Origin of the sequence: Aquipseudomonas ullengensis (assembly GCF_014174475.1) — a bacterium.
GTDB classification, from domain to species: domain Bacteria; phylum Pseudomonadota; class Gammaproteobacteria; order Pseudomonadales; family Pseudomonadaceae; genus Aquipseudomonas; species Aquipseudomonas ullengensis.
This window is the reverse complement of the sequence record NZ_JACJUD010000003.1, coordinates 475954-501854: the sequence shown is the minus strand read 5'-3', so window position 1 is coordinate 501854 and position 25901 is coordinate 475954. Positions and strand designations below refer to the sequence as shown.

Sequence of the window (25901 nt, the reverse complement as noted above, 5' to 3'; positions counted from 1 at the left end):
CTAGCCACGGATAACCGCACACGAGGCCGGGCAGATGCTTCGAGATATTGCCGGGGCACGAGAATTGCGTCTGGCCAGGCCCTGGCAGGCGCAATAACGCCTGAGCATTCGTAAAAAAAGAAAGTAAACGCCTACTTTCGACAAACCATAATGACCAGCATCCGCCCTTTGCCGCGAGCCACCGTCGCATGATGACCCTGCGCCAGATCCGCCACTTCATCGCCGTCGCCGAAACCGGCTCGATTTCCGCTGCCGCCCAGGCGGTGTTCATTTCCCAGTCGACCCTGACCCTGGCCATCCAGCAGCTAGAGGAGGAAATCGGCGTCAGCCTGTTCAACCGCCACGCCAAGGGCATGAGCCTGACCCACCAGGGCCACCAGTTCCTGCGCCAGGCGCACCTGATTCTGGCCACCGTGGACAACGCCAAGCGCAGCCTGCAGCAGAGCACCGACCAGGTCGCCGGCAGCCTGACCATCGGCGTGACCAGCCTGGTTGCCGGCTATTACCTGGCCGACCTGATCACCCGCTTCCAGCGCGCCTACCCCAACGTGCAGACCCGCGTGGTCGAGGACGAGCGCCCCTACATCGAGCATCTGCTGGTCAGCGGCGAGATCGATGTCGGCGTGTTGATCCTGTCCAACCTGGAAGACCGTCATGCCCTGCAGACCGAAGTGCTGACCCACTCGCCGCATCGCCTGTGGCTACCAGCGCGACATCCTTTACTGGAGCGCGACAGCATCAGCCTGGCCGACGTGGCCAGCGAGCCGCTGATCCAGCTCAATGCCGACGAGATGGGCCTGCACACCCAGCGTATCTGGACCCGCGCCGGCTTGACGCCACGCGTAACCCTGCGCACCGCCTCAGTGGAAGCGGTGCGCAGCCTGGTGGCGGCCGGCCTCGGCCTGTCGATCCAGCCGGACATGACCTACCGACCCTGGTCCCTGGAAGGCGACATCATCGAGGCCCTGCCGCTGGCCGACCTGAGCGAGCCGCTCGACGTCGGCCTGGCCTGGCGCCGAGGCACGGCGCGGCCTGCGCTGGTCGACCCGTTCCTCACCGTAGCCCGCGAGCAACCCCACAACCGCAAGGTTTCGATTTAATCGAACGCTGCTTTCAATATTTAGAATTTGTCGACCTCTGCGCCGGGCCCTAGTCTCAGTTCCTTATGGACGCAGGGGTTCCGCGCAGCACTGGAGCCAACATGCAGGCAGAAACCAAAAAAAGAAGTCCGAAGATGTCCGAACCCACCCTGTACAGCGCATTGCTGATCGACGGCCAGTTGGTCGCCGGGGAAGGTTTGGTCGAAGCCATCATCAATCCGGCCAGCGGCGAAGTGCTCACCACCATCGCCGAAGCCTCGCTGGAGCAGGTGGAAGCCGCCGTACAGGCCGCCCACCGTGCCTTCGCCGGCTGGTCGCGGACCACTCCGGCACAGCGCGCCACAGCCTTGCTGGCCATCGCCGACGCCATCGAACAGAACGCCGATCAGCTCGCTCGCCTGGAATCGCTGAACTGCGGCAAGCCGCTGCACCTGGCGCGCCAGGACGACATTCCCGCCACCGCCGATGTATTCCGCTTCTTCGCCGGCGCCGTGCGCTGCCAGCAGGGCCAACTGGCCGGTGAATACGTACCCGGCCACACCAGCATGGTGCGCCGCGACCCGGTGGGCGTGGTTGCCTCCATCGCACCGTGGAACTACCCGCTGATGATGGCCGCGTGGAAAATCGCCCCGGCCCTGGCGGCCGGCAACACACTGATATTCAAACCCTCGGAACACACCCCACTGTCGATCCTGGCCCTGGCCCCGGCGCTGGCGCAGATCCTTCCGCCGGGCGTGCTGAACATCGTCTGTGGTGGCGGCGAAGGGGTCGGCAGCCAATTGGTCGGCCACCCGCGTATCCGCATGGTGTCGCTGACCGGCGATATCGTCACCGGGCAGAAGATCCTGCAAAGCGCCGCGCGCACGCTGAAACGCACGCACCTGGAACTGGGCGGCAAGGCGCCGGTGATCGTCTGCAACGACGCCAACCTCGACGCCGTGGTCCAGGGCATCCGCACCCATGGCTACTACAACGCCGGCCAGGACTGCACCGCCGCCTGCCGCATCTATGCCCAGGCTGGCATCCATGATCGCCTGGTCGCGGAACTGGGTGACGCCGTGGCGAGCATCCGCTTCGCCCGCAAGAAAGACAGCGACAACGAGATCGGCCCGCTGATCAGCGCGCGCCAGCGCGACCGCGTGGCCAGCTTCGTCGAGCGCGCCCTCGGCCAGCCACATATCGAGCGGGTCACCGGCGCCGCCGTGCACTCCGGGGCCGGCTTCTATTACCAGCCAACGCTGCTGGCCGGCTGCAAGCAGAACGACGAGATCGTCCAGCGCGAAGTGTTCGGCCCGGTGGTCACCGTCACCCGCTTCGACCAACTGAGCCAGGCCGTGGACTGGGCCAACGACTCCGAATACGGCCTGGCCAGCTCGGTGTGGACGCAGAACCTGGACAAGGCCATGCAGGTCGCCGGGCGCCTGCAATACGGCTGCACCTGGATCAACACCCATTTCATGCTGGCCAGCGAGATGCCCCACGGCGGCCTCAAGCGCTCCGGCTACGGCAAGGACCTGTCCAGCGACTCCTTGCAGGATTACAGCGTGGTGCGCCACATCATGGCGCGCCACGGACAACAACTAGACTGACTGATTACATCCGTTCGGCAGCGGTATCGCCGACATTTTGCTGCCCCAATAACAGTCCACAAGAAGAGGGAATCCCGATGTCCGCGCATAAAACAGCAGTGCTCAGCGCACTAGCCACCGCTCTGCTCGCCTCAGGCGCCGTGCAGGCCGCCGAACCGCTCAAGGCTCTCGGCACTGCCGAAGGCCAGCTCGACATCATTGCCTGGCCCGGTTACATCGAGCGCGGCGAAACCGACAAGAACTACGACTGGGTGACCCAGTTCGAGAAGGACAGTGGCTGCAAGGTCAACGTCAAGACCGCCGCCACCTCCGACGAGATGGTCAGCCTGATGGCCAAGGGTGGCTACGACCTGGTCACCGCCTCCGGTGACGCATCCTTGCGCCTGGTGGCCGGCAAGCGCGTACAGCCGGTCAACATCGACCTAATCCCCAGCTGGAAGAACGTCGACGAGCGCCTCAAGACCGCCGCCTGGCACACCGTGGGCGGCCAGCACTACGGCACACCCTACCAGTGGGGCCCGAACGTGCTGATGTACAACACCAACACCTTCAAGGAAGCCCCGACCAGCTGGTCCGTGGTGTTCAAGGAGCAGAACCTGCCCGACGGCAAGAGCAACAAGGGCCGCGTGCAGGCCTATGACGGCCCGATCTACATCGCCGACGCCGCGCTCTACCTGAAAGCCACCCAGCCGGACCTGGGCATCCAGGACCCCTACCTGCTGACCGAAAAACAGTACGCCGCCGTGTTGGAAGTGCTGCGCGCCCAGCAGCCGCTGATCCACCGCTACTGGCACGACGCAACCGTGCAGATGAGCGACTTCAAGAACGAAGGCGTGATGGCCTCCGGCTCCTGGCCGTACCAGGTCAACGCGCTGCAACTGGAGAAACAGCCGATCGCTTCCACCGTACCGGTCGAAGGCGCCACCGGTTGGGCCGACACCACCATGCTGCACGCCGACGCCAAGCACCCGACCTGCGCCTACAAGTGGATGGACTGGTCGCTGCAAGCCAAGGTGCAAGGCGACGTGGCCTCCTGGTTCGGCTCGCTGCCATCGGTACCTGCCGCCTGCCAGGGCAACGAGCTGCTCGGCGCCGAAGGTTGCAAGACCAATGGCTTCGACAACTTCGAGAAGATCGCCTTCTGGAAAACCCCGCAGGCCGAGGGTGGCAAGTACGTGCCTTATAGCCGCTGGACCCAGGACTACATCGCCATCATGGGTGGCAGATAACTCGCTAAGTGGGTGAGGTGCGGGCGACTGCGCGATCAGTATCAGTACCGCCGCCCTCACCTGTAGGAGCCAGCTTGCTGGCGATGCTGCTGTACGCCAGCAAGAGCGGATCGCCAGCAAGCTGGCTCCTACAGCCTTAGCGATGATCGTCTAGCCGTATTCGTAGGGTGGACGACGCTTTTTTCGTCCACCAACCGGCCTCGCCGGTGGATGGATAGAGCGCCAGCTACGCGCCCCGATCCACCCTACGCTGCGGCAGATCCGCCGCAGCTGTTCACCGTTGTACATCCACCACCGACTCTCCCGTCTTGTGTCGGCAAACCCAACCCGGGCGAGGCGGTGGTGGATGGCTTTTATCCTGGAGCGATTGAAATGACCCTTGCAGTGCAATTTACCGATGTGTCCCGCGCGTTCGGCGACGTCAAAGCCGTCGACCGGGTGTCCATCGACATCCAGGATGGCGAATTCTTTTCCATGCTCGGCCCGTCCGGCTCGGGCAAAACCACCTGCCTGCGCCTGATCGCCGGCTTCGAGCAGCCCAGCGCTGGCTCCATTCGTATTCATGGCGTGGAGGCCGTGGGCCTTGCGCCCTACCGTCGCGACGTCAACACGGTGTTCCAGGATTACGCCCTGTTCCCGCACATGAACGTGCTGGACAACGTCGCCTACGGCCTCAAGGTCAAGGGCGTCGGCAAGTCCGAACGCCTGGCCCGCGCCGAGGAAGCCCTGGGCATGGTCGCCCTCGGCAGCTACGGCGTGCGCAAACCGGCGCAACTGTCCGGCGGACAGCGTCAGCGCGTGGCCCTGGCCCGCGCCCTGGTCAACCGCCCGCGGGTACTGCTGCTCGATGAGCCGCTCGGTGCCCTCGACCTCAAGCTGCGTGAACAAATGCAGAGCGAGCTGAAGAAGCTGCAGCGCCAGCTCGGCATCACCTTCATCTTCGTCACCCACGACCAGAGCGAAGCGCTGTCCATGTCGGACCGCGTGGCGGTGTTCAACAAGGGCCGCATCGAGCAGGTCGACACTCCGCGCAACCTCTACATGAAGCCAGCCACCCCGTTCGTGGCCGAGTTCGTCGGCACCAGCAACGTGCTCAAGGGCGAGCTGGCCGCGCAGATCAACGGCTCGCCGCTGCCGGTATCGATCCGTCCGGAGCACACCCGCCTGGGCAATGGCGAAGCGCTGGGCAGCGACGAAGTGGAAGTCAGCGGCCTGCTCCACGACATCCAGTACCAGGGCGCCTCGACCCGCTTCGAGATCCAGCTGGAGAACGGCCAGAACTTCTGCGTCAGCCAGGCCAACAACCAATGGCAGCTAGGCGATGCGCCAGTGCAGCCGGGCCAGCGGGTCAGCGCGCGCTGGGCGCGTGGCGCCATGGTCGGCCTGCGCGAGGACGTGTGAGATGAGCCAGTCCCTCGCCATCGACAACACCGGCGGCGGCCTCATGCGCCGGCTGTCCGACCTGCTCTATCGCAAGCCGACGCTGTACCTGTCGATGCTGCTGATTCCGCCGCTGCTGTGGTTTGGCGCGGTGTACCTGGGCTCGTTGCTGACCCTGCTGTGGCAGGGCTTCTACACCTTCGACGACTTCAGCATGACGGTCACCCCGGCGCTGACCCTGGCCAACTTCGCGGCGCTGTTCCAGGCGGCCAACTTCGACATCATCCTGCGCACCGTCGGCATGGCGGTGGCGGTGTCGATCGGCAGTGGCCTGGTGGCCTTCCCCATCGCCTACTACATGGCGCGTTACACCACGGGCAAGACCAAGGCGTTCTTCTACATCGCGGTGATGCTGCCGATGTGGGCCAGCTACATCGTCAAGGCCTATGCCTGGACCCTGCTGCTGGCCAAGGGTGGCGTGGCCATGTGGTTCATCCAGGCGCTGCACCTGCAGCCGCTGCTGGAGCTGATTCTCGGCATCCCAGGCGTGGGCGGCAATACCCTGTCGACTTCGCACCTGGGGCGCTTCCTGGTGTTCGTCTACATCTGGCTGCCGTTCATGATCCTGCCGATCCAGGCATCGCTGGAGCGCCTGCCGCCGTCCTTGCTGCAGGCTTCCGCCGACCTCGGCGCCAAGCCACGGCAGACCTTTATGCAGGTGATCCTGCCGCTGTCGATCCCGGGCATCGCCGCGGGTTCGATCTTCACCTTCAGCCTGACCCTCGGTGACTTCATCGTGCCGCAGCTGGTGGGCCCGCCCGGCTTCTTCATCGGCAACATGGTGTATTCCCAGCAGGGCTCGATCGGCAACATGCCGATGGCCGCCGCCTTCACCCTGGTGCCGATCGTGCTGATCGCCGTGTACCTGTCCATCGTCAAACGCCTGGGGGCCTTCGATGCACTCTGACTCTTCGTCTCAAGATCAGGCATCCTGGGGTCTGAAACTGGCCGCCTGGGGCGGGTTGGTGTTCCTGCACTTCCCGATCCTGATCATTTTCATGTACGCCTTCAACACCGAGAGCTCGGGCTTCAGCTTTCCGCCGCAGGGCTTCACCCTGCACTGGTTCAGCGTGGCCCTGGCGCGTCCGGATGTATTGGAGGCGATCAAGCTGTCGGCGCAGATCGCCTGCCTGGCGACCTTCGTCGCGATGATCCTCGGCACCCTGGCGGCCGCCGCGCTTTACCGGCGCGACTTCTTCGGCAAGGAAAGCATCTCCATGCTGCTGATCCTGCCGATCGCCCTGCCCGGCATCATCACCGGCCTGGCGCTGCTGGCGGCGTTCAAGAGCTTCGGCATCGAGCCGGGCTTCCTGACCATCGTCATCGGCCACGCCACCTTCTGCGTGGTGATCGTCTACAACAACGTCATCGCGCGCTTCCGCCGCACCAGCCACAGCCTGATCGAGGCAAGCATGGACCTGGGTGCCGACGGCTGGCAGACCTTCCGCTACATCGTCCTGCCCAACCTAGGCTCGGCCCTGCTGGCCGGCGGCATGCTGGCGTTCGCCCTGTCGTTCGACGAGATCATCGTCACCACCTTCACCGCCGGCCACGAACGTACCCTGCCGCTGTGGCTGCTCAACCAGCTGGCCCGCCCGCGTGACGTACCGGTGACCAACGTGGTCGCCATGCTGGTGATGCTCGTAACCATGCTGCCGATCCTCGGCGCCTACTACCTGACCAAGGGTGGTGAAGGCGTTGCGGGCAGCGGCAAGTAGTGCTTTTCCTCCCCTCTCCCTCCGGGAGAGGGGCCGGGGGTGAGGGATACCCCCGTGCAGCTCGAAACCACCCTCACCCCAACCCCTCTCCCGGGGGGAGAGGGGCTAACACATGACGCAATAGCGATAACGAGGCTCAAGCGATGCAAACCAAACTGCTGATCAATGGCCAGCTGGTCGCTGGCGAAGGCGCCGCGCAAGCCGTGCTCAACCCATCCCTCGGCACCACCCTGGTGGAAATCAAGGAAGCCAGCGAAGCCCAGGTGGATGCCGCCGTACGCGCCGCCGATGCCGCCTTCGACAGCTGGTCGCAGACCGCGCCGAAAGACCGCTCGCTGCTGCTGCTGAAACTCGCCGACGTGATCGACGCCAACGCCGAAGAGCTGGCCCGCCTGGAGTCGCAGAACTGCGGCAAACCCTACAGCGCCGCCCTGAATGACGAGCTGCCGGCGATTGCCGATGTGTTCCGCTTCTTCGCTGGCGCCAGCCGCGTGATGAGCGGTTCCGCCGCCGGTGAATACCTGCCGGGCCACACCTCGATGATCCGCCGCGATCCGGTCGGCGTGGTCGCCTCCATCGCACCGTGGAACTACCCGCTGATGATGGCCGCCTGGAAACTCGGCCCGGCCCTGGCCGCCGGCAACACCGTGGTGCTCAAGCCTTCCGAGCAGACCCCGCTGACCGCCCTGCGCCTGGCTGAACTGGCCGCCGATATCTTCCCGGCCGGGGTGATCAACGTGGTGTTCGGCCGTGGCCCGACTGTTGGCGCACCGCTGACCGGCCACCCGAAAGTGCGCATGGTTTCGCTGACCGGCTCGGTCGCCACCGGCTCCAACATCATCAGCAGCACCGCCGACACCGTGAAGCGCATGCATATGGAACTGGGCGGCAAGGCGCCGGTGATCATCTTCGACGACGCCGACATCGACGCCGCCGTGGAAGGCATCCGCACCTTCGGCTTCTACAACGCCGGCCAGGATTGCACCGCCGCCTGCCGTATCTACGCGCAAAAAGGCATCTACGAGAAATTCGTGACCAAGCTCGCCGAAGCGGTCAGCACCCTCAAGGTCGGCCTGCAGGATGACGAAGGCACCGAACTGGGCCCGCTGATTACCCAGCAGCATCTGGACCGCGTCGCCGGCTTCGTCGAACGCGCCCGCGCCATCCCGCACATCAAGGTGCTCACCGGCGGCAAGAAGGTCGACGGCCCGGGCTTCTTCTTCGAACCGACCGTACTGGCCGGCGCCCTGCAGGACGACGAAGTGGTGCGCCGCGAAATCTTCGGCCCCGTGGTATCGGTGACCCAGTTCAACGACGAAGCCCAGGCGCTGGCCTGGGCCAACGACTCGGACTACGGCCTGGCCTCGTCGGTGTGGACCCAGGACGTAGGCCGCGCCCACCGCTTCGCCGCCCGCCTGCAGTACGGCTGCACCTGGGTCAACACGCACTTCATGCTGGTCAGCGAAATGCCCCACGGCGGGCAGAAGCTGTCGGGCTACGGCAAGGACATGTCGATGTATGGGCTGGAGGACTACACCACCGTCCGCCACGTCATGTTCAAGCATTAAGACAGCGCTCGCGCTTCGCGAGTCCGTGTAGGGCGGGTGTAACCCGCGTCTCTCACCACGCGGGTTACACCCGCCCTACGCGACTGATTTGGGCTACTGCGCGCAGCCCAGATCGCTCCGATTTTTCCACCCCACGAAAATCAGCTGGAGCAATAACAAATGCACAACGCACTCCGCACCGTCAGCTTCCTCGCCTTGTTCGCCTGCGCCGGTCTGGCCCAGGCGGCGGATGACGCCAAGGCCATCGTCGATGGCTACATGGCGGCGTGGAACGCCCACGACGCCAACAAGGCCGCCACTTTCCTCGCCGAGGATGCGGTGTACTTCGACGCCACCGTCGGCACTCCGCAGAACGGCAAGGCCGCCGCCCGCGATAACGTGATCAAGGTGTTTGTCGGCGCCGTGCCGGACCTGAAGTGGGAAATGACCAGCGCGCCGATCGTCAGCGCCGATGGCATTGCCTTCCAGTGGAAATTCAGCGGCAACAACACCGGCGCCTGGGGCGCGGAAACCCCGGCTACCGGCAAGCCGCTGTCGTTCGAAGGCGTCAGTTTCATTCGCATCAAGGGCGGCAAGATCGCCTACCAGGGCGACTACTACGACGCGCTGGGCTTCAACAAGCAACTCGGCTGGTAACCCCACCGCGATGCCCGGTCACCGGGCATCGCCTGCTCTACTCGCCGATGTCCTCGTTCCACAGTTCGGGGCGGGCAGCGATGAATTCCTCCATCAGCTGCACGCACGCCGCGTCCTGCAGCACTTCCAGCGTTACCCCCCGCTCACGCAGCCACGCTTCCTCGCCCATGAAGGTGCGGTTCTCGCCGATGATCACCTGCGGGATGCCGTACAGCAGGATCGCCCCGCTGCACATGGCGCAAGGCGACAAGGTGGTATAGAGCACCGCCTCGCGGTACACGCTGGCGGGCTGACGCCCGGCGTTCTCGAACGCATCCATCTCCCCATGGCGAATGGCACTGCCCTGCTGCACCCGACGATTGTGCCCGCGCCCGATGATGCGGCCCTTGTGGACAATCACCGAGCCGATGGGAATACCGCCCTCGGCTAGCCCCAGGCGGGCTTCGTCGATAGCAGCCTGCATGAACTGATCCATGGTCATACCTCGTTAGCCGATTAGCCTGCGTGCCCGTTAGGCGCTTATAGCCTAGCCCTTCAACGACGTGCCAGATACGCCACCATTGGCTGCCACACAGCGTGCATCGTGACCTGCAGTTCGTCGGCCCGCATCCGGCAGGCAGGCAAAGGGTGTCGGCCGTCACAGCAGCGCGCCAGGCGTGGCCTCTAGGATCGGCGGCATAACAAGAAGCGGCTGCCGTCCTGGCGGGCCGACGTATGCAGACCCCGACACGACCATGCCCGAACGCTCCCCGCATCGAGTGACACCCCTGCGCCGCGCGCTGTGTTCTGCCCTTGGCATGTTGCTGTTCCTCGGCACCGGCCCCAGTCGCGCCGTCGAAGCACCGCCCTCTTCGGCCCTGGCCAGCGCCTTGAGCCAGAGCCGGCTGGAAGCCTGGCGCGGCCTGTTGACACAAGCCGGCAGCAGCGAGCGCGAGCGCCTGGAAGCGGTCAACCGCTTCATCAACCGCAGCGTCCAGCATGGCGAAGACGCCGATATCTGGGGTGAGGCCGACTACTGGGCCACCCCACTGGAAACCCTCAGCCGTGGCCGTGGCGACTGCGAGGACGTGGCCATCGCCAAGTACTTCAGCCTGGTGCGCCTGGGCGTGCCCAGCAGCAAGCTGCGCCTGACCTTCGTCAAGGCGCTGGAACTGAATCGCGCGCACATGGTGCTGGCCTACTATGCCGAGGACAGCGCCGAGCCGCTGATCCTCGACAACCTGCAAGCGCAGATCCGCCCGGCCAGCCAACGCAGCGACCTCCTGCCGGTGTATGCCTTCAACAACCTGGGGATCTATCTCGGCAGCGCCCCGCAGCGCCGCTCCAGCCAGTCACCGCAACTGCTGTCGCGCTGGCAGGACGTCAGCGAGCGGGCGTTGGCCGATGGTTCACAAATGCCGCAACCACCACAGGGCTGACCGCCCCCGCCTGACAAGGAAGGAGCGAGCTCTGCTCGCGAACCGCCTAGCGGAAACGCTTCGCGAGCAAAGCTCGCGCCTACAGACTCAACGGGGCGCCAGATGCGCCACCATCAGCCGCAGACTGCGACCCTGGCTCCCGTTTCAGCGCTTGGGTCCGCGCTCGTAGGCGCCAATGTCGCAGACGCCCAGGCCATCGCCGTCTCCATCGGCTGGGCGTGGATAGCCGCGCTGATCAACGATCGCGCATGTGCCTTGGCCGGCATCCAGCGCTGGGCTGGCGGGAGGCAGGCTGAAAACCGGCAAGCCGGCGCTGTTATCCGCCAGCGCATAGATAACCTTGCCGTAGACATCCTGATTATCGACGTAGATGTCCGCAGGGCAGGTGCTTGAATCAAAGCCGAGCAAAACTCCCCGAGCCTGCAGGATGGTCCCTTGATTGGAGCAATTTACCGACTGATTGGCGACAATCAGACTGTTACGCGCCTCCAGCAAGCCTTGGTTATGCAGGCCTGCTCCCTGGTTGTCGGCAATGGTCACATGCAACAACTTCATGCGCGGGGTGCCTTGATACAGAAGAGGGTAAGCCCCGCCGTTAGCCACAGCGCCATACCAATTATTCCTCGAACTACTGGTCGAAACAGTTGCGTTGGAAAGGGTTAGCACCCCCGAGCCGGCGTTGCGCACCGCGACGCCATGATCGCCTTCTGCGCGGCTGCCCAGAATTGCAACGCGCGCCACGCTGGCTTCGCCGATATTGAACAGCGCTGCGCCTACGCTGGTGCTGTCGGTAGTAATCACGACATTGCTGCGGAACAACGTGTCGCGCACGCTAAGCCGGCCGGCATTGAACACAGCGCCGCCTAGCGCAAGGCCAAGATCAAATACGCCGATGCTGTTGCCATCGAAAACGCTGTCATAGACCTCCAGCGCTCCCTCGTTGTATATCGCCCCGCCGCGGTGGATGCCGTTCCACAAATACCAGATGCGATTCCCCGCCAGCAGGCTACGGTGCACCACGACCTGGCCACGGTTCTCGATGCCTGCGCCGTCCGTGGAAGTGAAACCGTTGCGCAGCGTCAGATCATTCACGTTCAGCACCGCACCAGCCGCCACCTCGAACAACCGATCGATCCCGCCCGCGTCGATGATCGTGTCCTGCCGGCCAGCACCCAACAGGGTCAGGCTGCCAGAGAGCACGTCGAGATCGCCATTGAGATTCTGATCTTCGTCGTAGACGTCACCGTCCACGCCATATTCCGGAGGCAGAGTCAGACTGTAGGTACCGGCAGTCAGCACAATACGATCGGCGCCGCCCGATTGGTTGTGCACGCTAACCGCATCGCGCAGCGAGCAATGGGCGTCGCACACGCCATCGAACTGATCATCGAAACGGTTGACCCGAAAATCCTGGGCCACGACAACTTCGGAAAGAGCCAAAACAGACGCACAAGCAAGTGCGGAGACGGATGGGCGCATGGCGGAAGCTCCAGAGAGAGGACGTTATTCGCGGATAACGCCCAGCTTCCGCAGGAAGCCGCATCAGTGTGGCGAGTTAACTTCATAGGCGGCCTGCCCAACATCGTCAAGACCGTCTATCAGGCCACTCAGCGCGGCGCCAGGTGCGCCACCATCAGCTGCACGCTCTCGCGGCCCTGGTATTCGTTGACGTCGAGCTTGTAGGCCAGCTCGACCCAGCGCACGTTGGGATTGGGCCAGACTTCGCGGTCGATATTGAAGGCGATGCCGTCCAGGGTCTGCCCGCCGCACTCGGTCCTCAAAACCAGCTTGAGGTGCTTCTCGCCGACCAGGCGCTGCTGGACGATCTGGAACACGCCGTGGAACAGCGGCTCGGGGAAATGCTGCCCCCAGGGCCCGGCATGGCGCAGGGCCTTGGCCAGCTCCAGGTGGAACTCCTCGACACCCAACTGACCGTCGGACAGCAGACGGCCGGTCAGGTCGTCTTCGCTCAGCTGGCGGCGCACTTCGGCATCGAAGGCGGCGGCAAAGGCGCCATAGTTTTCCTGTGGCAGCGACAGACCAGCGGCCATGGCATGCCCGCCAAACTTGCTGATCAGCCCCGGGTGCTTGGCCGCCACCGCGTCCAGCGCATCGCGGATATGCAGCCCCGGCACCGAACGTGCCGAACCCTTGAGCAGGCCCTCACCGGCATCGGCAAAGGCGATGGCCGGCCGGTGGTAACGCTCCTTCAGGCGCGAGGCGAGGATGCCGATCACGCCCTGGTGCCAGTCCGGCTCGAACAGGCACAGGCCGAACGGCATGTCGGCCAGCGGCAGATCCTTCAGCTGGGCCAGGGCCTCGCGCTGCATGCCCTGCTCAATGGCCTTGCGGTCCTTGTTCAGCTCGTCGAGTTGCTGGGCCATGTCGCGGGCCAGCGCTTCGTCCTCGCAGAGCAGGCATTCGATGCCCAGGCTCATGTCGTCCAGGCGACCGGCCGCATTAAGGCGCGGGCCGAGGATGAAACCGAGGTCGGTGGAGGTGATGCGCCCATGCTGTCGCCCCGCCACTTCCAGCACCGCGCGCAAGCCCGGACGGGCACGCCCGGCACGAATCCGCGCCAGGCCCTGGTGCACCAGGATGCGGTTGTTGGCGTCCAGCGGCACCACGTCGGCGACACTGCCCAGAGCGACCAGGTCGAGCAGCTCGCCCAGGTTCGGCTCAGCCACGCCGCTGCTGGCGAACCAGCCCAGCTCGCGCAGGCGCGCACGCAGGGCCAGCAGCACGTAGAACATCACCCCGACCCCGGCCAGCGCCTTGCTCGGGAAGTCGCAGCCCGGCTGGTTGGGGTTGACGATGGCATCGGCCGCCGGCAATTCCGGGCCGGGCAAGTGGTGGTCGGTGACCAGTACGGTCAACCCAGCCGCCTTGGCTGCGGCCACGCCCTCAACGCTGGAGATGCCGTTGTCCACGGTCAGCAACAGGTCGGGCTGGCGCTGCAGCGCCACGGCAACGATTTCCGGAGTCAGGCCGTAGCCGTACTCGAAACGATTCGGCACCAGGTAATCGACATGCGCCGCACCGAGCATGCGCAGGCCGAGCACGCCGACCGTGCTGGCGGTGGCACCGTCCGCATCGAAGTCGCCGACGATGAGGATGCGCTGGCGCTGCTGCAGAGCCTGCACCAGCAGCTCGACCGCCGCTTCGATACCCTTCAGCTGCGAATAGGGGATCAGCCGCGCCAAGCCCTTGTCCAGCTCCGCCACGGACTGCACGCCGCGCGCCGCATACAGGCGAGTCAGCAGCGGCGGCAGGTCGCCTAGGTCGGGCAGATTGGCGGGAAGCGGGCGGGGATCGATGCGCATGGGACTCTGTCAGGTGATTTCAACAATGATGGTTCCCACGCAGCGCGTGGGAGCGAAGAGCGATCAAGGCGCGATACAGCCAATCAGTCGCGAGTCGGCCAACGCCGCGGTGCGATGGACGGTGGCAGCCTGGTACTCGCTGTCGGCGAGCATGCTCAGGAAGGCCTCCCTGCTCGGGTAACGCACCAGCAGCACCTCGTCCCAGTGCTCGTCCGGCGGCGCGATCAGCGCGACCCGTGCCTGGGCCAGCACTTCCACCCGGCCACCCACGCCCTGCACCTTGGCAAGCGCCGTGCGGCTGTAGCGGGAATAGGCTTTACGGCCGCTGCAGGCATCGTGCTCGCTGCCTTCCGGGTAACGAGCCTGCTCCTGGTAACGCAGCAGGTTGAGCATGAGGATCGGCTGATCGGCCGGCATGTTCTGGGCGAATTCGGCCAATTGTTCGCGGCTGGGATTGAGGGTCGACATGCTGCTCTCCGTCTGCTGAAAACCAGCAGCCTGGGCAGGCTGCCAGAGCGGGTCAATCTTCATCAGAGTCGCTGATAACGGCGCCAATCCGCTCGCCAGTACTCGACCATCAGCAATGGCGACCGATGCTGATCAGCGCTCGCCGGCCAGCCACTCCAGGGGAATCTCGTGCTGGCCACGCTCGTCGGTAACGAACAGCTCGCCGTCGCTGATCATCACGCTCCAGCTCACCGAACGCGGCAGGTCGCGGGCGAGGTTTTCCAGGGCTTCCTGCTGCACGCCGACCACATTGATGTTCTTCAGGCTGCGCACGCTGTCGAGCACCTTGGTCTGCCACACGCGCAGGCTGCCGTAGGTCACCAGGCTGAATTTCTCGGTACGCCGCGAGCACCAGGTGATGCGCTCGGCATCCGGCTGACCGACTTCGATCCAGTGCAGCACGCGGTCATCGAGGCTCTTCTCCCACAGCGCCGGCTCGTCGATATCCGACAGGCCGCGACCAAAGGCCAGCTGCTCGTGATACCACAGCGCATAGGCGATCAGCCGCACGCACAGGCGTTCCTCGGTTTCCGAGGGGTGCTTGGCCACGGTGAAACGCAGGCTCTCGTAGACATTGCGGTCAATGTCGGTGAGGTTCAGGTCGATTTTGTAGGGCGTGGCTTGCAGGGCCATGGGCGGGCTTCTTGGCTGGCGGGGAAAGGTCGCAAGTCTACCCGATGCCGCCCATGCGGGTTAGAGTCGCGACCACTGCCAGATGGATGGACACCCGCATGAACCTGCCCAGCAAACCCCTCGCCGGCCTGAAAGTGGTCGAGCTCGGCACCCTGATCGCCGGGCCGTTCGCCTCGCGTATCTGCGCCGAATTCGGTGCCGAGGTGGTCAAGGTCGAGTCGCCCGATGGCGGCGACCCGCTACGCAAGTGGCGCAAGCTGTACGAGGGCACCTCGCTGTGGTGGTTCGTGCAGGCGCGCAACAAGCAGTCGATCACCCTCAACCTCAAGCACGAGGCTGGGCGCGAGGTGCTGAAGAAGCTGCTGAGCGAAGCCGACATCCTGATCGAGAACTTCCGCCCCGGCGTACTGGAAAAGCTCGGCCTGGGCTGGGACGTGCTGCACGCGCTGAACCCCAAGCTGGTGATGGTGCGCCTGTCCGGTTTCGGCCAGACCGGGCCGATGCAGGACCAGCCGGGCTTCGGCGCGGTGGGCGAGTCGATGGGCGGGCTGCGCTACATCACCGGTTTCGAGGATCGCCCGCCGGTGCGCACCGGCATCTCCATCGGTGACTCCATCGCCGCGCTGTGGGGGGTGATCGGTGCGCTGATGGCGCTGCGGCACCGTGAGGTCAACGGCGGCGCCGGCCAGGTAGTGGACGTGGCGCTGTACGAGGCGATCTTCGCGATGATGGAAAGCATGGTCCCGGAGTTCGACGTGTTCGGCTTCATCCGCGAGCGCACCGGCAACATCATGCCCGGCATCACGCCCTCCTCCATCCACACCTGCGCCGACGGCAAGCACATCCAGATCGGCGCCAACGGTGATGCGATCTTCCAGCGGTTCATGCGCGCCATCGGCCGCGACGACCTGGCCGAGGCGCCAGACCTGGCCGACAACGCCGGCCGTGACGCACGGCGCGACGAGCTGTACGGGGTGATCGACCGCTGGGCCGCCAGCCTACCGCTGAGCGACGTGGAAGCCGCCCTGGTGCGCGCCGAGGTGCCGGCCAGCCGCATCTACTCGGCCGAAGACATGTTCAAGGACCCACAATTCCTCGCCCGCGAGATGTTCCTCTCGGCCAAGCTGCCGGACGGCAAGCCGTTCAAGATGCCCGGCATCGTGCCCAAGTTGAGCGAGACACCCGGTAGCGTGGAATGGACCGGGCCAACCTTGGGCGAGCACAACGCCCAGGTGCTCGGCACGCTGGGCTACAGCGCCGAGCAGATTGCTGCGCTGAAAGCCGCCGGCACGATCTGAGCCCAACGCCGGGCGGATCGAGCGAATCGCTCCGCCCGGACTACAGGCGCACCTGCGACGCAAGCATTCAGCAAGGCGTCATCCGCAGACCAACGGCCTTGCCGGAAAATACTTAAAAGTCCAAAATGGACAAATAAGTTTATTCCAGACCCGCGGAGCTTCCCTCATGCCCAGCCCGACTCCTTATGTGATCCACCAGGCAGAAGCCGCACAGCTGCTCGCTCGCATCGACGTGCCGGCTGCCCTGCGCAACATGTTCTACAGCCTGGCCGCGGCCCAGGCGGTACAGCCGGCGCAGCAACTGGTGGAGTTCCCCACGGGCGGCGACTTCATCAATTACCTGGGCGTGCTGGCCGAAGCAGGCGTCTACGGGGTCAAGACTTCCCCCTATATCCCCGGCCCGCAAGGCGCCACCGTCACCGCCTGGACCTTGCTGATGTCGATGCACAGTGGCCAGCCACTGCTGCTATGCGATGCCCATGGCCTGACCACCGCGCGCACCGCTGCCACCACCGCCCTGGCCGTCGATGAGCTGGCACCAGCCGCAGCCAGCCGCCTGGCGATCATCGGCAGCGGGCCGGTGGCGCTGGCGCACCTGCATCACGTCCAAGGCCTGCGCAATTGGCAGAGCATCCACTTGTATTCACCGAGCCTGGCCAGCAAGAGCATCGCCGAACGCGCCGCACTGCAGGCCCTGGACCCGCGCCTGAGCCTCAGCGCCAGCCAGGAGGACGCCACTGCCGAGGCCGAGGTGATCCTGCTCTGCACCTCGTCGGCCAAGCCGCTGCTCGATCCGCTGGCGCTCGGCCGCGCCACGCTGGTCACTTCGATCAGCACCAACGCCCCGCGCGCCCATGAAGTGCCGCCTGCCAGCCTGGCCGGCATGGATGTGTACTGCGACTACCGCGCCACCACGCCCGGTTCGGCCGGCGAGATGCTCCTGGCCAAGGAAGGCGGCTGGAGCCCCGAGCAGATCCGTGGCGACCTGCCCGAGTTGCTCAGCGGCCAGGCGCCGAAACCGGACTACAGCCGCCCGGTATTCTTCCGCTCCATCGGCCTGGGCCTGGAAGACATGGCGCTGGCCAATGCCCTGTACCAGCTGCGGAAACACGAGCAATGAGCGCAGTGATCGACAGCGAATTCCTGATCATCGGTGCCGGTATCGCCGGCGCCTCCACCGGCTACTTTCTCGCCCCCCACGGCAAGACCGTGCTGCTGGAACGCGAGAGCCAGCCCGGCTATCACGCCACCGGTCGCTCGGCTGCGCTGTATACCGTGGCCTATGGCACGCCGCAGGTGCGCGCGCTGACCGCTGCCAGCCGTGCCTTTCTCGATCACCCCCCAGCAGGCTTCAGCGAACACCCGCTGCTCAGCCCGCGCGGCGAGCTGGTGGTGGACTTCAGCGGGGACCCTGACGAGCTGCAGCGCCAGTATGAGAGCGGCAAGGCCAGCGTGCCGGCGATGCGCCTGCTGGATGCCGACCAAGCCTGCGCCCTGGTGCCCGTGCTGCGCCGCGACAAAGTGCAGGGCGCGATGCTCGACCCCAGCGCCGCCGACATCGACACCGACGCGCTGCACCAGGGCTTCCTGCGTGGCATCCGCCAGCAAGGCGGGGAAATCCACTGCGACCGCGACGTCACCAGCATCGGCAAGACCCAGGACGGCTGGCAGGTACGCTGCGGCCAGCAGCTATACCACGCCCGCGTGCTGATCAACGCCGCCGGCGGCTGGTGCGACGAGATTGCCAAACTGGCCGGCATCGCCCCTATCGGCCTGACGCCCAAGCGCCGCGCCGCCTTCACCTTCAACCCACCGGAAGGCGTCGACTGCCACGCCTGGCCGTGCCTGGTCAGCCTCGACGAGTCCTTCTACTTCAAGCCGGACGCCGGCCTGCTGCTGGGCTCGCCCGCCAATGCCGACCCGGTCGAACCCCATGACGTACAGCCGGAAGAACTGGATATCGCCCTCGGCATCTACCAGATAGAGGAGCACACCAGCCTGTCTATCCGGCGCCCGGCGCACACCTGGGCCGGCCTGCGCAGCTTCGTTGACGATGGCGACCTGGTGGGCGGCTACGACCCGCAAGGGCAGGACTTCTTCTGGGTGGCGGCCCAGGGCGGCTATGGCATCCAGACCAGCGCCGCGATGGGCGAGGCCTGCGCCGCGCTGATCCGCCACCTACCGCTGCCGGAGCGTTTCGCCGGGTTCGGCCTGAGCGCCGCCATGCTCTCGCCTTCCCGCCTGCGGTAAGTTGCGGCACACTCGCTGCGCCCCATCCCACGGGGCGCAGTAGCCTGGAGCCCTCGCGCATGAAGCCGACACCCGCCGCCGACCTGGACAACTTCCGCGCCATCGCCGATGCGATCGCCACCTTGTTCTTCCCGCATGCCGAGGTGGTGCTGCACGACGTGCGCACGCAGAAGATCGACCATATCGCCAACAACCTGTCCAAGCGTGCGGTCGGCGACGATGCCGCGCTGGAAGACATGCTCAGCGGCGAGGTGGATGAGCGCAACATCGGCCCCTACGAGAAACTCAACTGGGACGGACAGAAGATCCGCTCGGTCAGCACCGTGCTGCGCAACGCCAAGGGCACGCCCATCGCGGTGCTGTGCCTGAACCTGAACATCTCGATGTTCGAGAGCGCCAAGCAGGCGCTGGACCTGTTTCTCTCGGCCAGCAAATTGATCCCGCAGCCGGATGCGCTGTTTCGCGATGACTGGCAGGAGCGCATCAACACCTTCCTGCACAGCTGGCTGCGCCAGCGCCAACTCGGCCTCAACCTGCTGACCCGCGAGCACAAGCGCGAGCTGGTCGAAGCCCTGCACACCGAGGGCGCATTCAAGGGCAAGAGTGCGGCCAACTACGTGGCCAACGTGCTCAATATGGGCCGCGCCACGGTGTACAAGCACCTCAAGGAAATCAAAGCCTGAGGGCCGACGCAGAGCCACCCGGCTGGCGTCAGGCGCAACCTGCACCAGCCACAAAAAAGCCGCGCATTGCGCGGCTTTTTGCTGGGCACAGGACTCAGTCGCCGTAGATGTCGAAGCTGAAGTACTTGCTCTGGATCTTCTGGTATTCGCCATTTGCGCGGATCGCCAGGATCGCCGCATTGAGCTTGTCGAGCAGGGCCTTGTCGCCCTTGCGCACGGCGATACCAGCGCCTTCACCAAAGTAATGCGGGTCGTTGAAGTCCGGGCCGACGAAGGCGAAGCCTTTGCCTTGCTCGGTCTTGAGGAAGCCTTCATCCAATGGAATGGCATCGGCCAGGGTGCCATCGACGCGCCCGGACACCAGGTCCAGGTAGATTTCGTTCTGCGAGCTGTAGCGCACTACCTCGATGCCCTTTGGCCCCAGCACTTCGGTGGCGAAACGGTCGGTGGTGGTCGAGCGCTGCACGGCGATGCGCTTGCCCTTGAGGCTGGAGAAATCGGCGCTGACTTCACTACCCGCCTTCATCGCCAGGCGGGCAGGGCTGTAGTAGTACTTGCCGGTGAAATCCACCGACTTGCGGCGGTCTTCGGTGATGGTCATGGACGACAGGACCGCATCGACCTTCTTCACCTTCAGCGACGGAATCAGGCCGTCGAACTCCTGCTCCACCCACTGGCATTCGACCTTCATCTCGGCACACAGGGCCGCGCCGATCTCCACATCGAAGCCGGCCAGGGCGCCATCGGCCTGCTTGAAGGCGAAGGGTGGATACGCCGCCTCGATGCCCAGGCGCAAGGGTTTGTCGGCAGCGAACAGGCTGGAAGCCAGCAGGCTCAGGGCAAGACCGCCCATCAGGACGAGTTTCTTCATAGTGTGACTCCCGCAGTACAGGTGGGTACCCGCCGCAAACCGGCAGGCAGGTGGGCGTTGGCAATGCGTTGCAGGGCAGAAGAAGGTGCAGCCGAGGCGTGCCGGTGCAGAGATGGCGCTGGGTATAGCTGGCGTTGAGGCATGTTTGTCGGTCGCTAATTTGTACTTATAAATCCATACCGGACTTTTATGTACATGCCGTCAACAGCCGAAAACCGCCGTTAATCGGCGCCAGCCGAACGACTCGAAAGTGCTTGTTTGGGAGGTACAGAACGCTGGCAGCGGGCGGTTGCCAGCAGGCTCAGGACTTGGACCAGCGCGCCGCGGCCTGGCTGTCGCTGCAGCGCCCCTCGACCCAGCGCGCACCCTCGGCCGTATCTTCCTTCTTCCAGAACGGCGCGCGGGTTTTCAGGTAATCCATGATGAAGTTGCAGGCGTCGAAGGCCGCCTGGCGGTGGCTGCTGGCGGTGCCGACGAAGACGATCGGCTCCCCCGGTTCGAGCCGGCCGACGCGATGGAGGATTTCCACCCGCAACAGCGGCCAGCGCTGCTGGGCCTCGGCCGCAATCTGCTGCAGCGCCTTCTCGGTCATGCCCGGATAATGTTCGAGGAACATCCCGCGCACGGCCTGGCCGTCATTGCAGTCGCGCACGTAGCCAACGAAAGTAGCCACCGCGCCGATGCCCAGGTTGGCGGCATGCAGGGCGTTGAGCTCTACGCCCGGATCAAAGGCCTCTACCTGCACCCGGACGCTCACCCTAGCCTCCGGTGACCGTGGGGAAGAAGGCTACTTCGTCGCCATCGGCCAGCTCGGTGTCCAGGCTGCACAGTTCCTGGTTGCGGGCGCACATCAGGTTCTGTTCGGCGAGTACCTGCCACACGCCGCCACGGCCCAGCAGGTGTTCACGCAGCTGCTCCAGGCTGCCCAGGGCGGCCTGCTGCAACTGCTCGCCATCGATGCCCAGCACCTCTCGGTAACGGGCGAAATACTGTACGCGGATCATGCCTGGCTCCCTGCCTGGTTGGTTGCCGATGCGCCACCTTCAGCCTTGAAGGTGCCGCTCTTGCCGCCGGATTTCTCCAGCAGGCGAATGGATTCGATGACCATGCCGCGGTCCACCGCCTTGCACATGTCATACAGGGTCAGGGCGGCGACGCTGGCCGCGGTCAGCGCCTCCATCTCCACCCCGGTCTGCCCGGCCAGCTTGCAGCGCGCCTGGATGCGCACCGCGTCGTCGCCCTCCGCCGCCAGCTCCAGCTTGACGCTGGTGAGCATCAGCGGATGGCACAGCGGAATCAGGTCGGAGGTCTTCTTCGCCGCCTGGATGCCGGCGATGCGCGCCACGGCGAACACGTCGCCCTTGGGATGGCCACCGGCGACGATCATCTGCAGGGTCTGCGGCAGCATGCGCACCAGGGCTTCGGCCACGGCTTCACGGGATGTCACGGCCTTGTCGGTGACATCGACCATGTTGGCGCGGCCTTGGGAATCGAGATGGGTCAGCACGAGCTTGCTCCAGAGGGGATGCCGCATTGTAACGCTGCGGACATGCGGAGCGCGCTGCTTTTACCCCGCCGGCGCGCCCTCCCCGACGGGAGAGCGCGTGACGGTTGTGGGTTACATGTGGGTTTCGGCGTACTCGGCCAGCAGCGAGCGCGGCACCCCTTGCAGGGTGATGTGCACACCGTGCTCGAAGTTTTTGAAGCGTTCCGTGAGGTAGGTCAGCCCGGAGCTGGTCGCGGACAGGTAGGGGGTATCGATCTGCGCCAGGTTGCCCAGGCAGATCACCTTGGAGCCGGTACCGGCACGAGTGATGATGGTCTTCATCTGGTGCGGGGTGAGGTTCTGGCACTCGTCAATCAGGATCAGGCTGTGCTGGAAGCTGCGCCCACGGATGTAGTTGAGTGATTTGAACTGCAGCGGGACCTTTTGCAGGATGTAGTCGACGCTGCCGTGGGTGCTTTCATCATCCGAATGCAACGCCTCCAGGTTGTCGGTGATGGCCCCCAGCCAGGGCTCCATTTTCTCGGCCTCGGTACCCGGCAGGAAGCCGATGTCCTCGTCCAGCCCCTGCACGCTGCGGGTGGCGATGATGCGCCGGTAGCGCTTGCTGACCATGGTCTGTTCGATGGCCGCAGCCAGCGCCAGGATCGTCTTGCCCGAGCCGGCCGCGCCAGACAGGTTGACCAGGTGGATATCCGGATCGAGCAAGGCAAACAGCGCCAGCGACTGGTACACGTCACGCGGTTTGAGGCCCCAGGCCTCCTGGTGCAACAGCGGCTCCTGGTGCAGGTCGAGGATGCTCAGGGTGCTGCCTTCGATGCCTTTGACCCAGCCGACGAAACCCTGCTCGTCGATGATGAACTCGTTGATGTGCACGGCCGGCAGGTTGTCGATGAGCTGCACCTGGTGCCAGGTACGGCCGTGGCCCTGACGGGTCTCGACCTTGCTCACGCGGTCCCAGAACGAGCCCGTCATGTTGTGGTAGCCGCGTGACAGCAGGTTGACATCGTCTACCAGCTGGTCGGTGTGGTAGTCCTCGGACTCGATGCCACAGGCGCGCGCCTTCAGGCGCATGTTGATGTCTTTGGTCACCAGGACCACAGGCGAACCACTGCGGCGACTCTGCAGCTCCACCAGCTGGTTGATGATCTTGTTGTCGTTGAGGTGCTCCGGCAGCCAAGTGATCGGCTCCGCGCGCTTGCTCATGAGGATCGACAGGAAGCCTTGCGGGCCACTCTTGCCGCGCTGGATCGGTACGCCCTTCTCGACTTCGTCCGGCAGGGCCTCACCCAGCACCTTGTCGATCAAACGGATGGCCTGGCGGCACTCGGCGGCGACCGTGTGCTTGCCCGTCTTCAGGTTGTCCAGCTCCTCCAGCACCGTCATCGGGATGGCAACGTGGTGTTCTTCGAAGTTCAGCAGCGCGTTGGGATCGTGGATCAGGACGTTGGTGTCGAGGACGTAGAGGGTGGGCTGGGTAGAACGGTTGCGTCCGTGATCATCCATACTCGGTCACCTTATCGAGAGGCCAGTACGACGGAGACTCAGTACAGCGCTCCGTCGCGGAAGGGCCGCCGATCTCCCGGCCGAAGTCGGGAAAGTGCTAGCAAAAGTGATGGCCGATGGCCGCCACCTGTGCTGCAGGGTTCGGCGGTCTTGTAGTGTTAATACTCCAATGTGGATTACAGAAAAAAGAACTTTTTCATCGCTTTCAGGCTTTTTTATCGGCTCGACGAATAACGCTTGGCGAGCTGGGTGAGCGCCGTTAAAGTCGGAAGTCCTGCCCCTCGGCGAGATGGTCTTTCTCGCCGCAGCGATTCACCTCCACAGTCACATGCACCAACTCTGAAAAGCCCGCCAGCCGTGCCTTGTAGCGATCGGCCGAGGCGTCGCCGTGGGTCACCAGACTGGCGATGCAGGCGTACTGCGCGCGGCCGACCCGCCACAGGTGCAGATCGGCCACTTCGGTGTCCGCCTCCTGCTGCAGGCTGCTACGCACCCGCGCCACCAGCGGATCGTCCATTTCCCGGTCGACCAGCACCTTGCCGGTGTCCAGCAGCAGGCCCTTGGCCCAGACGCCGATGATGATCGCCCCGACCACGCCGATCAGCGGGTCGAGCCAGTTCCAGCCCAGCAATTTGCCGCCGAGCAGCGCCAGGATCGCCGCCACCGAGGTCAGGGCATCGGCCAGCACATGCAGGAAGGCTGCATGGCGGTTGAGGTCGCGCCCTGCGCTCGCCGGTGCGTGCCCATGCGCGTGGCTGGCGTGATCGTGATCGGTATGGGCCTGCTCGCCGTGGCCGTGAGCGTGGCCATGTTCATGGGTGTCGCGCAGTAGCCAGGCCGATGCCAGGTTCACCGCCAGGCCGATGGCCGCCACCCACAGCGCCTGGTCGAAGGCGATGCTGGCCGGCTGCCACAGCCGCCATAGCGACTCGAATGCCATGAGCACCACGACCACCATCATCAGCACCGCGCTGGCGAAGCCGGCGAGCACCTCGATCTTCCAGGTGCCGAAGGCGAAGCTGGGGTCCTGCGCATAACGGCGCGCCAGCAGGTAGGCCAACGCCGCCAGGCCAATGGCGACCATGTGCGAAGCCATGTGCCAGCCATCGGCGAGCAGTGCCATGGAGTTGAACCAGTGGCCGGCGCCAATCTCCACCACCATGGTCACCCCCGTCAGCGCTGCCACCTGCCAGGCCTGGCGTTCGGCGCTGTTCTCCAGCGGCCGGTAGTCGTGCGAGTGCATCCAGTGCGAATGATCGTGACGGCTCATGGCGACTCCTTGGCTCAGCGGCAGGCACGTCCACACTACAGCCCCGCAACCTGCGAGGGTCAAGCCAATCAACCTGATAGCTGGAGCCTGGACGGCCATCCAGCCTAGAATCGCGCCACGTTTTCTGGAGACGACCCCATGCTGATGGTGATTTCCCCCGCCAAGACCCTGGACTATGAGACGCCGCCGGTAATCGGGCGCTTCACCCAACCCGAGCATCTCGAGGATGCCCAGGTGCTGATCGCCCAATTGCGCGAGCTGAGTCCGCAGCAGATTGGCGAGCTGATGCACCTGTCGGACAAGCTGGCCGCCCTCAACGTGGCGCGCTACGGCAGCTGGCAACGGCCGTTCAACCCGTCCAACGCCAAGCAGGCCCTGCTCGCGTTCAAGGGTGACGTGTACACCGGCCTGCACGCCGAGGACTTCAGCGAGGCCGACTTCGACTTCGCCCAGAACCACCTGCGCATGCTCTCCGGCCTGTACGGCGTGCTGCGCCCGCTCGACCTGATGCAGCCCTACCGCCTGGAGATGGGCACCAAGCTGGCCAACCCGCAGGGCAAAGACCTCTATGCCTTCTGGGGCGAGCGCATCAGCGGCTGGCTCAACCAGGCGCTGGCCGAGCAAGGCGACGACGTGCTGCTCAACCTGGCCTCCAACGAGTACTTCGGCGCGGTCAAGCGCAAGGCCCTCAAGGCTCGGGTCATCGACACCGAGTTCAAGGACCTGAAGAACGGCCAGTACAAGATCATCAGCTTCTACGCCAAGAAAGCCCGCGGCCTGATGGCGCGCTATGTGACCAAGGAACGCCTGACCGACCCAGCCGGGCTGAAGGACTTTGCCTACGCCGGCTACCGCTACAGCGCCGAACAATCGAAACCGGACAGTCTGGTATTTCTGCGCGACCAGCCGCTGGACTGATTCCCCTCCTGAGTATGTAGGGCGGGTGCAACCCGCGAGGTTTTCTGCGCCTCGCACACGGGTTTCACCCACCCCTACGCGCCGCCCCAACCCCGCGCCAGCTGGCGCTCTGCTCTGCGCGCCCAAGTTGCAACAGCAACTTCCCTCCTGCGCAACATACTTCCCTCTTGAAACTTTATTGAACTTTATCAACTTCCAATTAATTACAAGTTTGCTATCACCGTGCAATTAGTTGCGGTAGTAGAAAATTTGTACTCCGTCAAAAATCGGGACGAACGGTAGGAACTATAGGAAAATTCTTACACTCTTACCCCCGTAACAACTTTCTTCACACAACTTCCGTGTGAGCCAAAACTGCCCTCCATCGCATCGAGTCCAGGCTCGACGGGCAGTTTCATACTCGAAAAAGTTACCGCGAAGTTAAAGGAGAAAAACGCCTA

The 25901-nt window shown here is 64.7% G+C and carries 25 protein-coding genes; 14 read left to right on the top strand and 11 right to left on the bottom strand.

The features are described from left to right. Positions 1 to 188: 188 nt before the first annotated feature. The 8 genes from H3H51_RS11630 (at position 189) to H3H51_RS11595 (ending at position 9280) form a co-directional block, all read left to right on the top strand. A complete protein-coding gene (locus H3H51_RS11630) occupies positions 189 to 1100 on the top strand; it encodes a LysR family transcriptional regulator (RefSeq protein ID WP_183089197.1) in 912 nt (303 codons plus the stop codon). Between the two features lie 134 nt (positions 1101 to 1234). Then, the gene (locus H3H51_RS11625; protein WP_407926493.1) at positions 1235 to 2689 is read left to right on the top strand and encodes a gamma-aminobutyraldehyde dehydrogenase; all 1455 of its coding nucleotides are present in this window, start codon (positions 1235 to 1237) and stop codon (positions 2687 to 2689) included. Positions 2690 to 2766: 77 nt separating this feature from the next. Further along, complete coding sequence (gene ydcS, locus H3H51_RS11620; protein WP_183089195.1) at positions 2767 to 3918, top strand: putative ABC transporter substrate-binding protein YdcS; 1152 nt, start codon at positions 2767 to 2769, stop codon at positions 3916 to 3918. Between the two features lie 372 nt (positions 3919 to 4290). Next, positions 4291 to 5319 carry an ABC transporter ATP-binding protein gene (locus H3H51_RS11615; protein ID WP_183089194.1) on the top strand — a complete coding sequence of 343 codons (1029 nt, stop codon included), beginning with the start codon at positions 4291 to 4293 and terminating at the stop codon, positions 5317 to 5319. A 1-nt stretch (position 5320) separates the two neighbouring features. Continuing rightward, positions 5321 to 6265, top strand: coding sequence for an ABC transporter permease (locus H3H51_RS11610; protein ID WP_183089193.1), 945 nt, complete (start codon positions 5321 to 5323; stop codon positions 6263 to 6265). Continuing rightward, a complete protein-coding gene (locus H3H51_RS11605; RefSeq protein WP_183089192.1) occupies positions 6255 to 7076 on the top strand; it encodes an ABC transporter permease in 822 nt (273 codons plus the stop codon). Before H3H51_RS11610 ends, H3H51_RS11605 begins: the two co-directional genes overlap by 11 nt. Before the next feature lie 143 nt (positions 7077 to 7219). Continuing rightward, positions 7220 to 8644, top strand: coding sequence for a gamma-aminobutyraldehyde dehydrogenase (locus tag H3H51_RS11600; RefSeq protein ID WP_183089191.1), 1425 nt, complete (start codon positions 7220 to 7222; stop codon positions 8642 to 8644). Between the two features lie 159 nt (positions 8645 to 8803). Next, positions 8804 to 9280, top strand: a complete 477-nt coding sequence (locus H3H51_RS11595) for an ester cyclase (protein WP_183089190.1) — start codon at positions 8804 to 8806, stop codon at positions 9278 to 9280. 37 nt (positions 9281 to 9317) lie between these two features. On the opposite strand, the gene H3H51_RS11590 is transcribed toward H3H51_RS11595, so the two are convergent. Beyond that, complete coding sequence (locus tag H3H51_RS11590; protein ID WP_183089189.1) at positions 9318 to 9755, bottom strand: nucleoside deaminase; 438 nt, start codon at positions 9753 to 9755, stop codon at positions 9318 to 9320. 259 nt (positions 9756 to 10014) lie between these two features. Here H3H51_RS11590 and H3H51_RS11585 point away from each other — a divergent pair, with 259 nt between their 5' ends. Then, positions 10015 to 10698, top strand: a complete 684-nt coding sequence (locus H3H51_RS11585; protein WP_183089188.1) for a transglutaminase-like cysteine peptidase — start codon at positions 10015 to 10017, stop codon at positions 10696 to 10698. A 144-nt stretch (positions 10699 to 10842) separates the two neighbouring features. Here H3H51_RS11585 and H3H51_RS11580 read toward each other — a convergent pair whose 3' ends face one another. From H3H51_RS11580 to H3H51_RS11565, 4 genes are all read right to left on the bottom strand, one after another. Continuing rightward, complete coding sequence (locus H3H51_RS11580; protein ID WP_183089187.1) at positions 10843 to 12177, bottom strand: choice-of-anchor Q domain-containing protein; 1335 nt, start codon at positions 12175 to 12177, stop codon at positions 10843 to 10845. Between the two features lie 128 nt (positions 12178 to 12305). After that, positions 12306 to 14021, bottom strand: a complete 1716-nt coding sequence (gene recJ / locus H3H51_RS11575) for a single-stranded-DNA-specific exonuclease RecJ (RefSeq protein WP_183089186.1) — start codon at positions 14019 to 14021, stop codon at positions 12306 to 12308. 63 nt (positions 14022 to 14084) lie between these two features. Then, positions 14085 to 14489 carry a DUF1330 domain-containing protein gene (locus H3H51_RS11570; RefSeq protein ID WP_183089185.1) on the bottom strand — a complete coding sequence of 135 codons (405 nt, stop codon included), beginning with the start codon at positions 14487 to 14489 and terminating at the stop codon, positions 14085 to 14087. 132 nt (positions 14490 to 14621) lie between these two features. Beyond that, entirely contained in the window at positions 14622 to 15161 is a 540-nt protein-coding gene (locus H3H51_RS11565) for a YaeQ family protein (RefSeq protein ID WP_183089184.1), read from the bottom strand. A 98-nt stretch (positions 15162 to 15259) separates the two neighbouring features. Between H3H51_RS11565 and H3H51_RS11560 the strand changes: the two genes are divergently transcribed. The 4 genes from H3H51_RS11560 to H3H51_RS11545 all read left to right on the top strand — a co-directional run bounded on the left by H3H51_RS11560 (position 15260) and on the right by H3H51_RS11545 (position 19392). Then, positions 15260 to 16459, top strand: coding sequence for a CaiB/BaiF CoA transferase family protein (locus tag H3H51_RS11560; protein WP_183089183.1), 1200 nt, complete (start codon positions 15260 to 15262; stop codon positions 16457 to 16459). 166 nt (positions 16460 to 16625) lie between these two features. Continuing rightward, complete coding sequence (locus H3H51_RS11555; protein WP_183089182.1) at positions 16626 to 17579, top strand: ornithine cyclodeaminase family protein; 954 nt, start codon at positions 16626 to 16628, stop codon at positions 17577 to 17579. Next, entirely contained in the window at positions 17576 to 18709 is a 1134-nt protein-coding gene (locus tag H3H51_RS11550) for an NAD(P)/FAD-dependent oxidoreductase (RefSeq protein WP_220790957.1), read from the top strand. Before H3H51_RS11555 ends, H3H51_RS11550 begins: the two co-directional genes overlap by 4 nt. Positions 18710 to 18768: 59 nt before the next feature. Next, entirely contained in the window at positions 18769 to 19392 is a 624-nt protein-coding gene (locus tag H3H51_RS11545) for a helix-turn-helix transcriptional regulator (protein ID WP_183089181.1), read from the top strand. 94 nt (positions 19393 to 19486) lie between these two features. On the opposite strand, the gene H3H51_RS11540 is transcribed toward H3H51_RS11545, so the two are convergent. The 6 genes from H3H51_RS11540 to dmeF form a co-directional block, all read right to left on the bottom strand. Continuing rightward, positions 19487 to 20263 (bottom strand): ABC transporter substrate-binding protein, encoded by a 777-nt coding sequence (locus H3H51_RS11540; RefSeq protein WP_183089180.1) that lies wholly within the window; start codon positions 20261 to 20263, stop codon positions 19487 to 19489. 301 nt (positions 20264 to 20564) lie between these two features. After that, a complete protein-coding gene (gene moaE, locus H3H51_RS11535) occupies positions 20565 to 21020 on the bottom strand; it encodes a molybdopterin synthase catalytic subunit MoaE (RefSeq protein ID WP_183089179.1) in 456 nt (151 codons plus the stop codon). A 1-nt stretch (position 21021) separates the two neighbouring features. After that, positions 21022 to 21267 (bottom strand): MoaD/ThiS family protein, encoded by a 246-nt coding sequence (locus tag H3H51_RS11530; protein WP_183089178.1) that lies wholly within the window; start codon positions 21265 to 21267, stop codon positions 21022 to 21024. Further along, positions 21264 to 21770, bottom strand: a complete 507-nt coding sequence (moaC, locus tag H3H51_RS11525) for a cyclic pyranopterin monophosphate synthase MoaC (RefSeq protein WP_183089177.1) — start codon at positions 21768 to 21770, stop codon at positions 21264 to 21266. Before moaC ends, H3H51_RS11530 begins: the two co-directional genes overlap by 4 nt. Before the next feature lie 111 nt (positions 21771 to 21881). Next, complete coding sequence (locus H3H51_RS11520; RefSeq protein WP_183089176.1) at positions 21882 to 23273, bottom strand: PhoH family protein; 1392 nt, start codon at positions 23271 to 23273, stop codon at positions 21882 to 21884. A gap of 259 nt (positions 23274 to 23532) precedes the next feature. Next, positions 23533 to 24543, bottom strand: a complete 1011-nt coding sequence (dmeF, locus tag H3H51_RS11515) for a CDF family Co(II)/Ni(II) efflux transporter DmeF (protein ID WP_183089175.1) — start codon at positions 24541 to 24543, stop codon at positions 23533 to 23535. 138 nt (positions 24544 to 24681) lie between these two features. Here dmeF and yaaA point away from each other — a divergent pair, with 138 nt between their 5' ends. Beyond that, positions 24682 to 25461, top strand: coding sequence for a peroxide stress protein YaaA (yaaA, locus tag H3H51_RS11510; RefSeq protein WP_183089174.1), 780 nt, complete (start codon positions 24682 to 24684; stop codon positions 25459 to 25461). Positions 25462 to 25901: the final 440 nt, after the last annotated feature.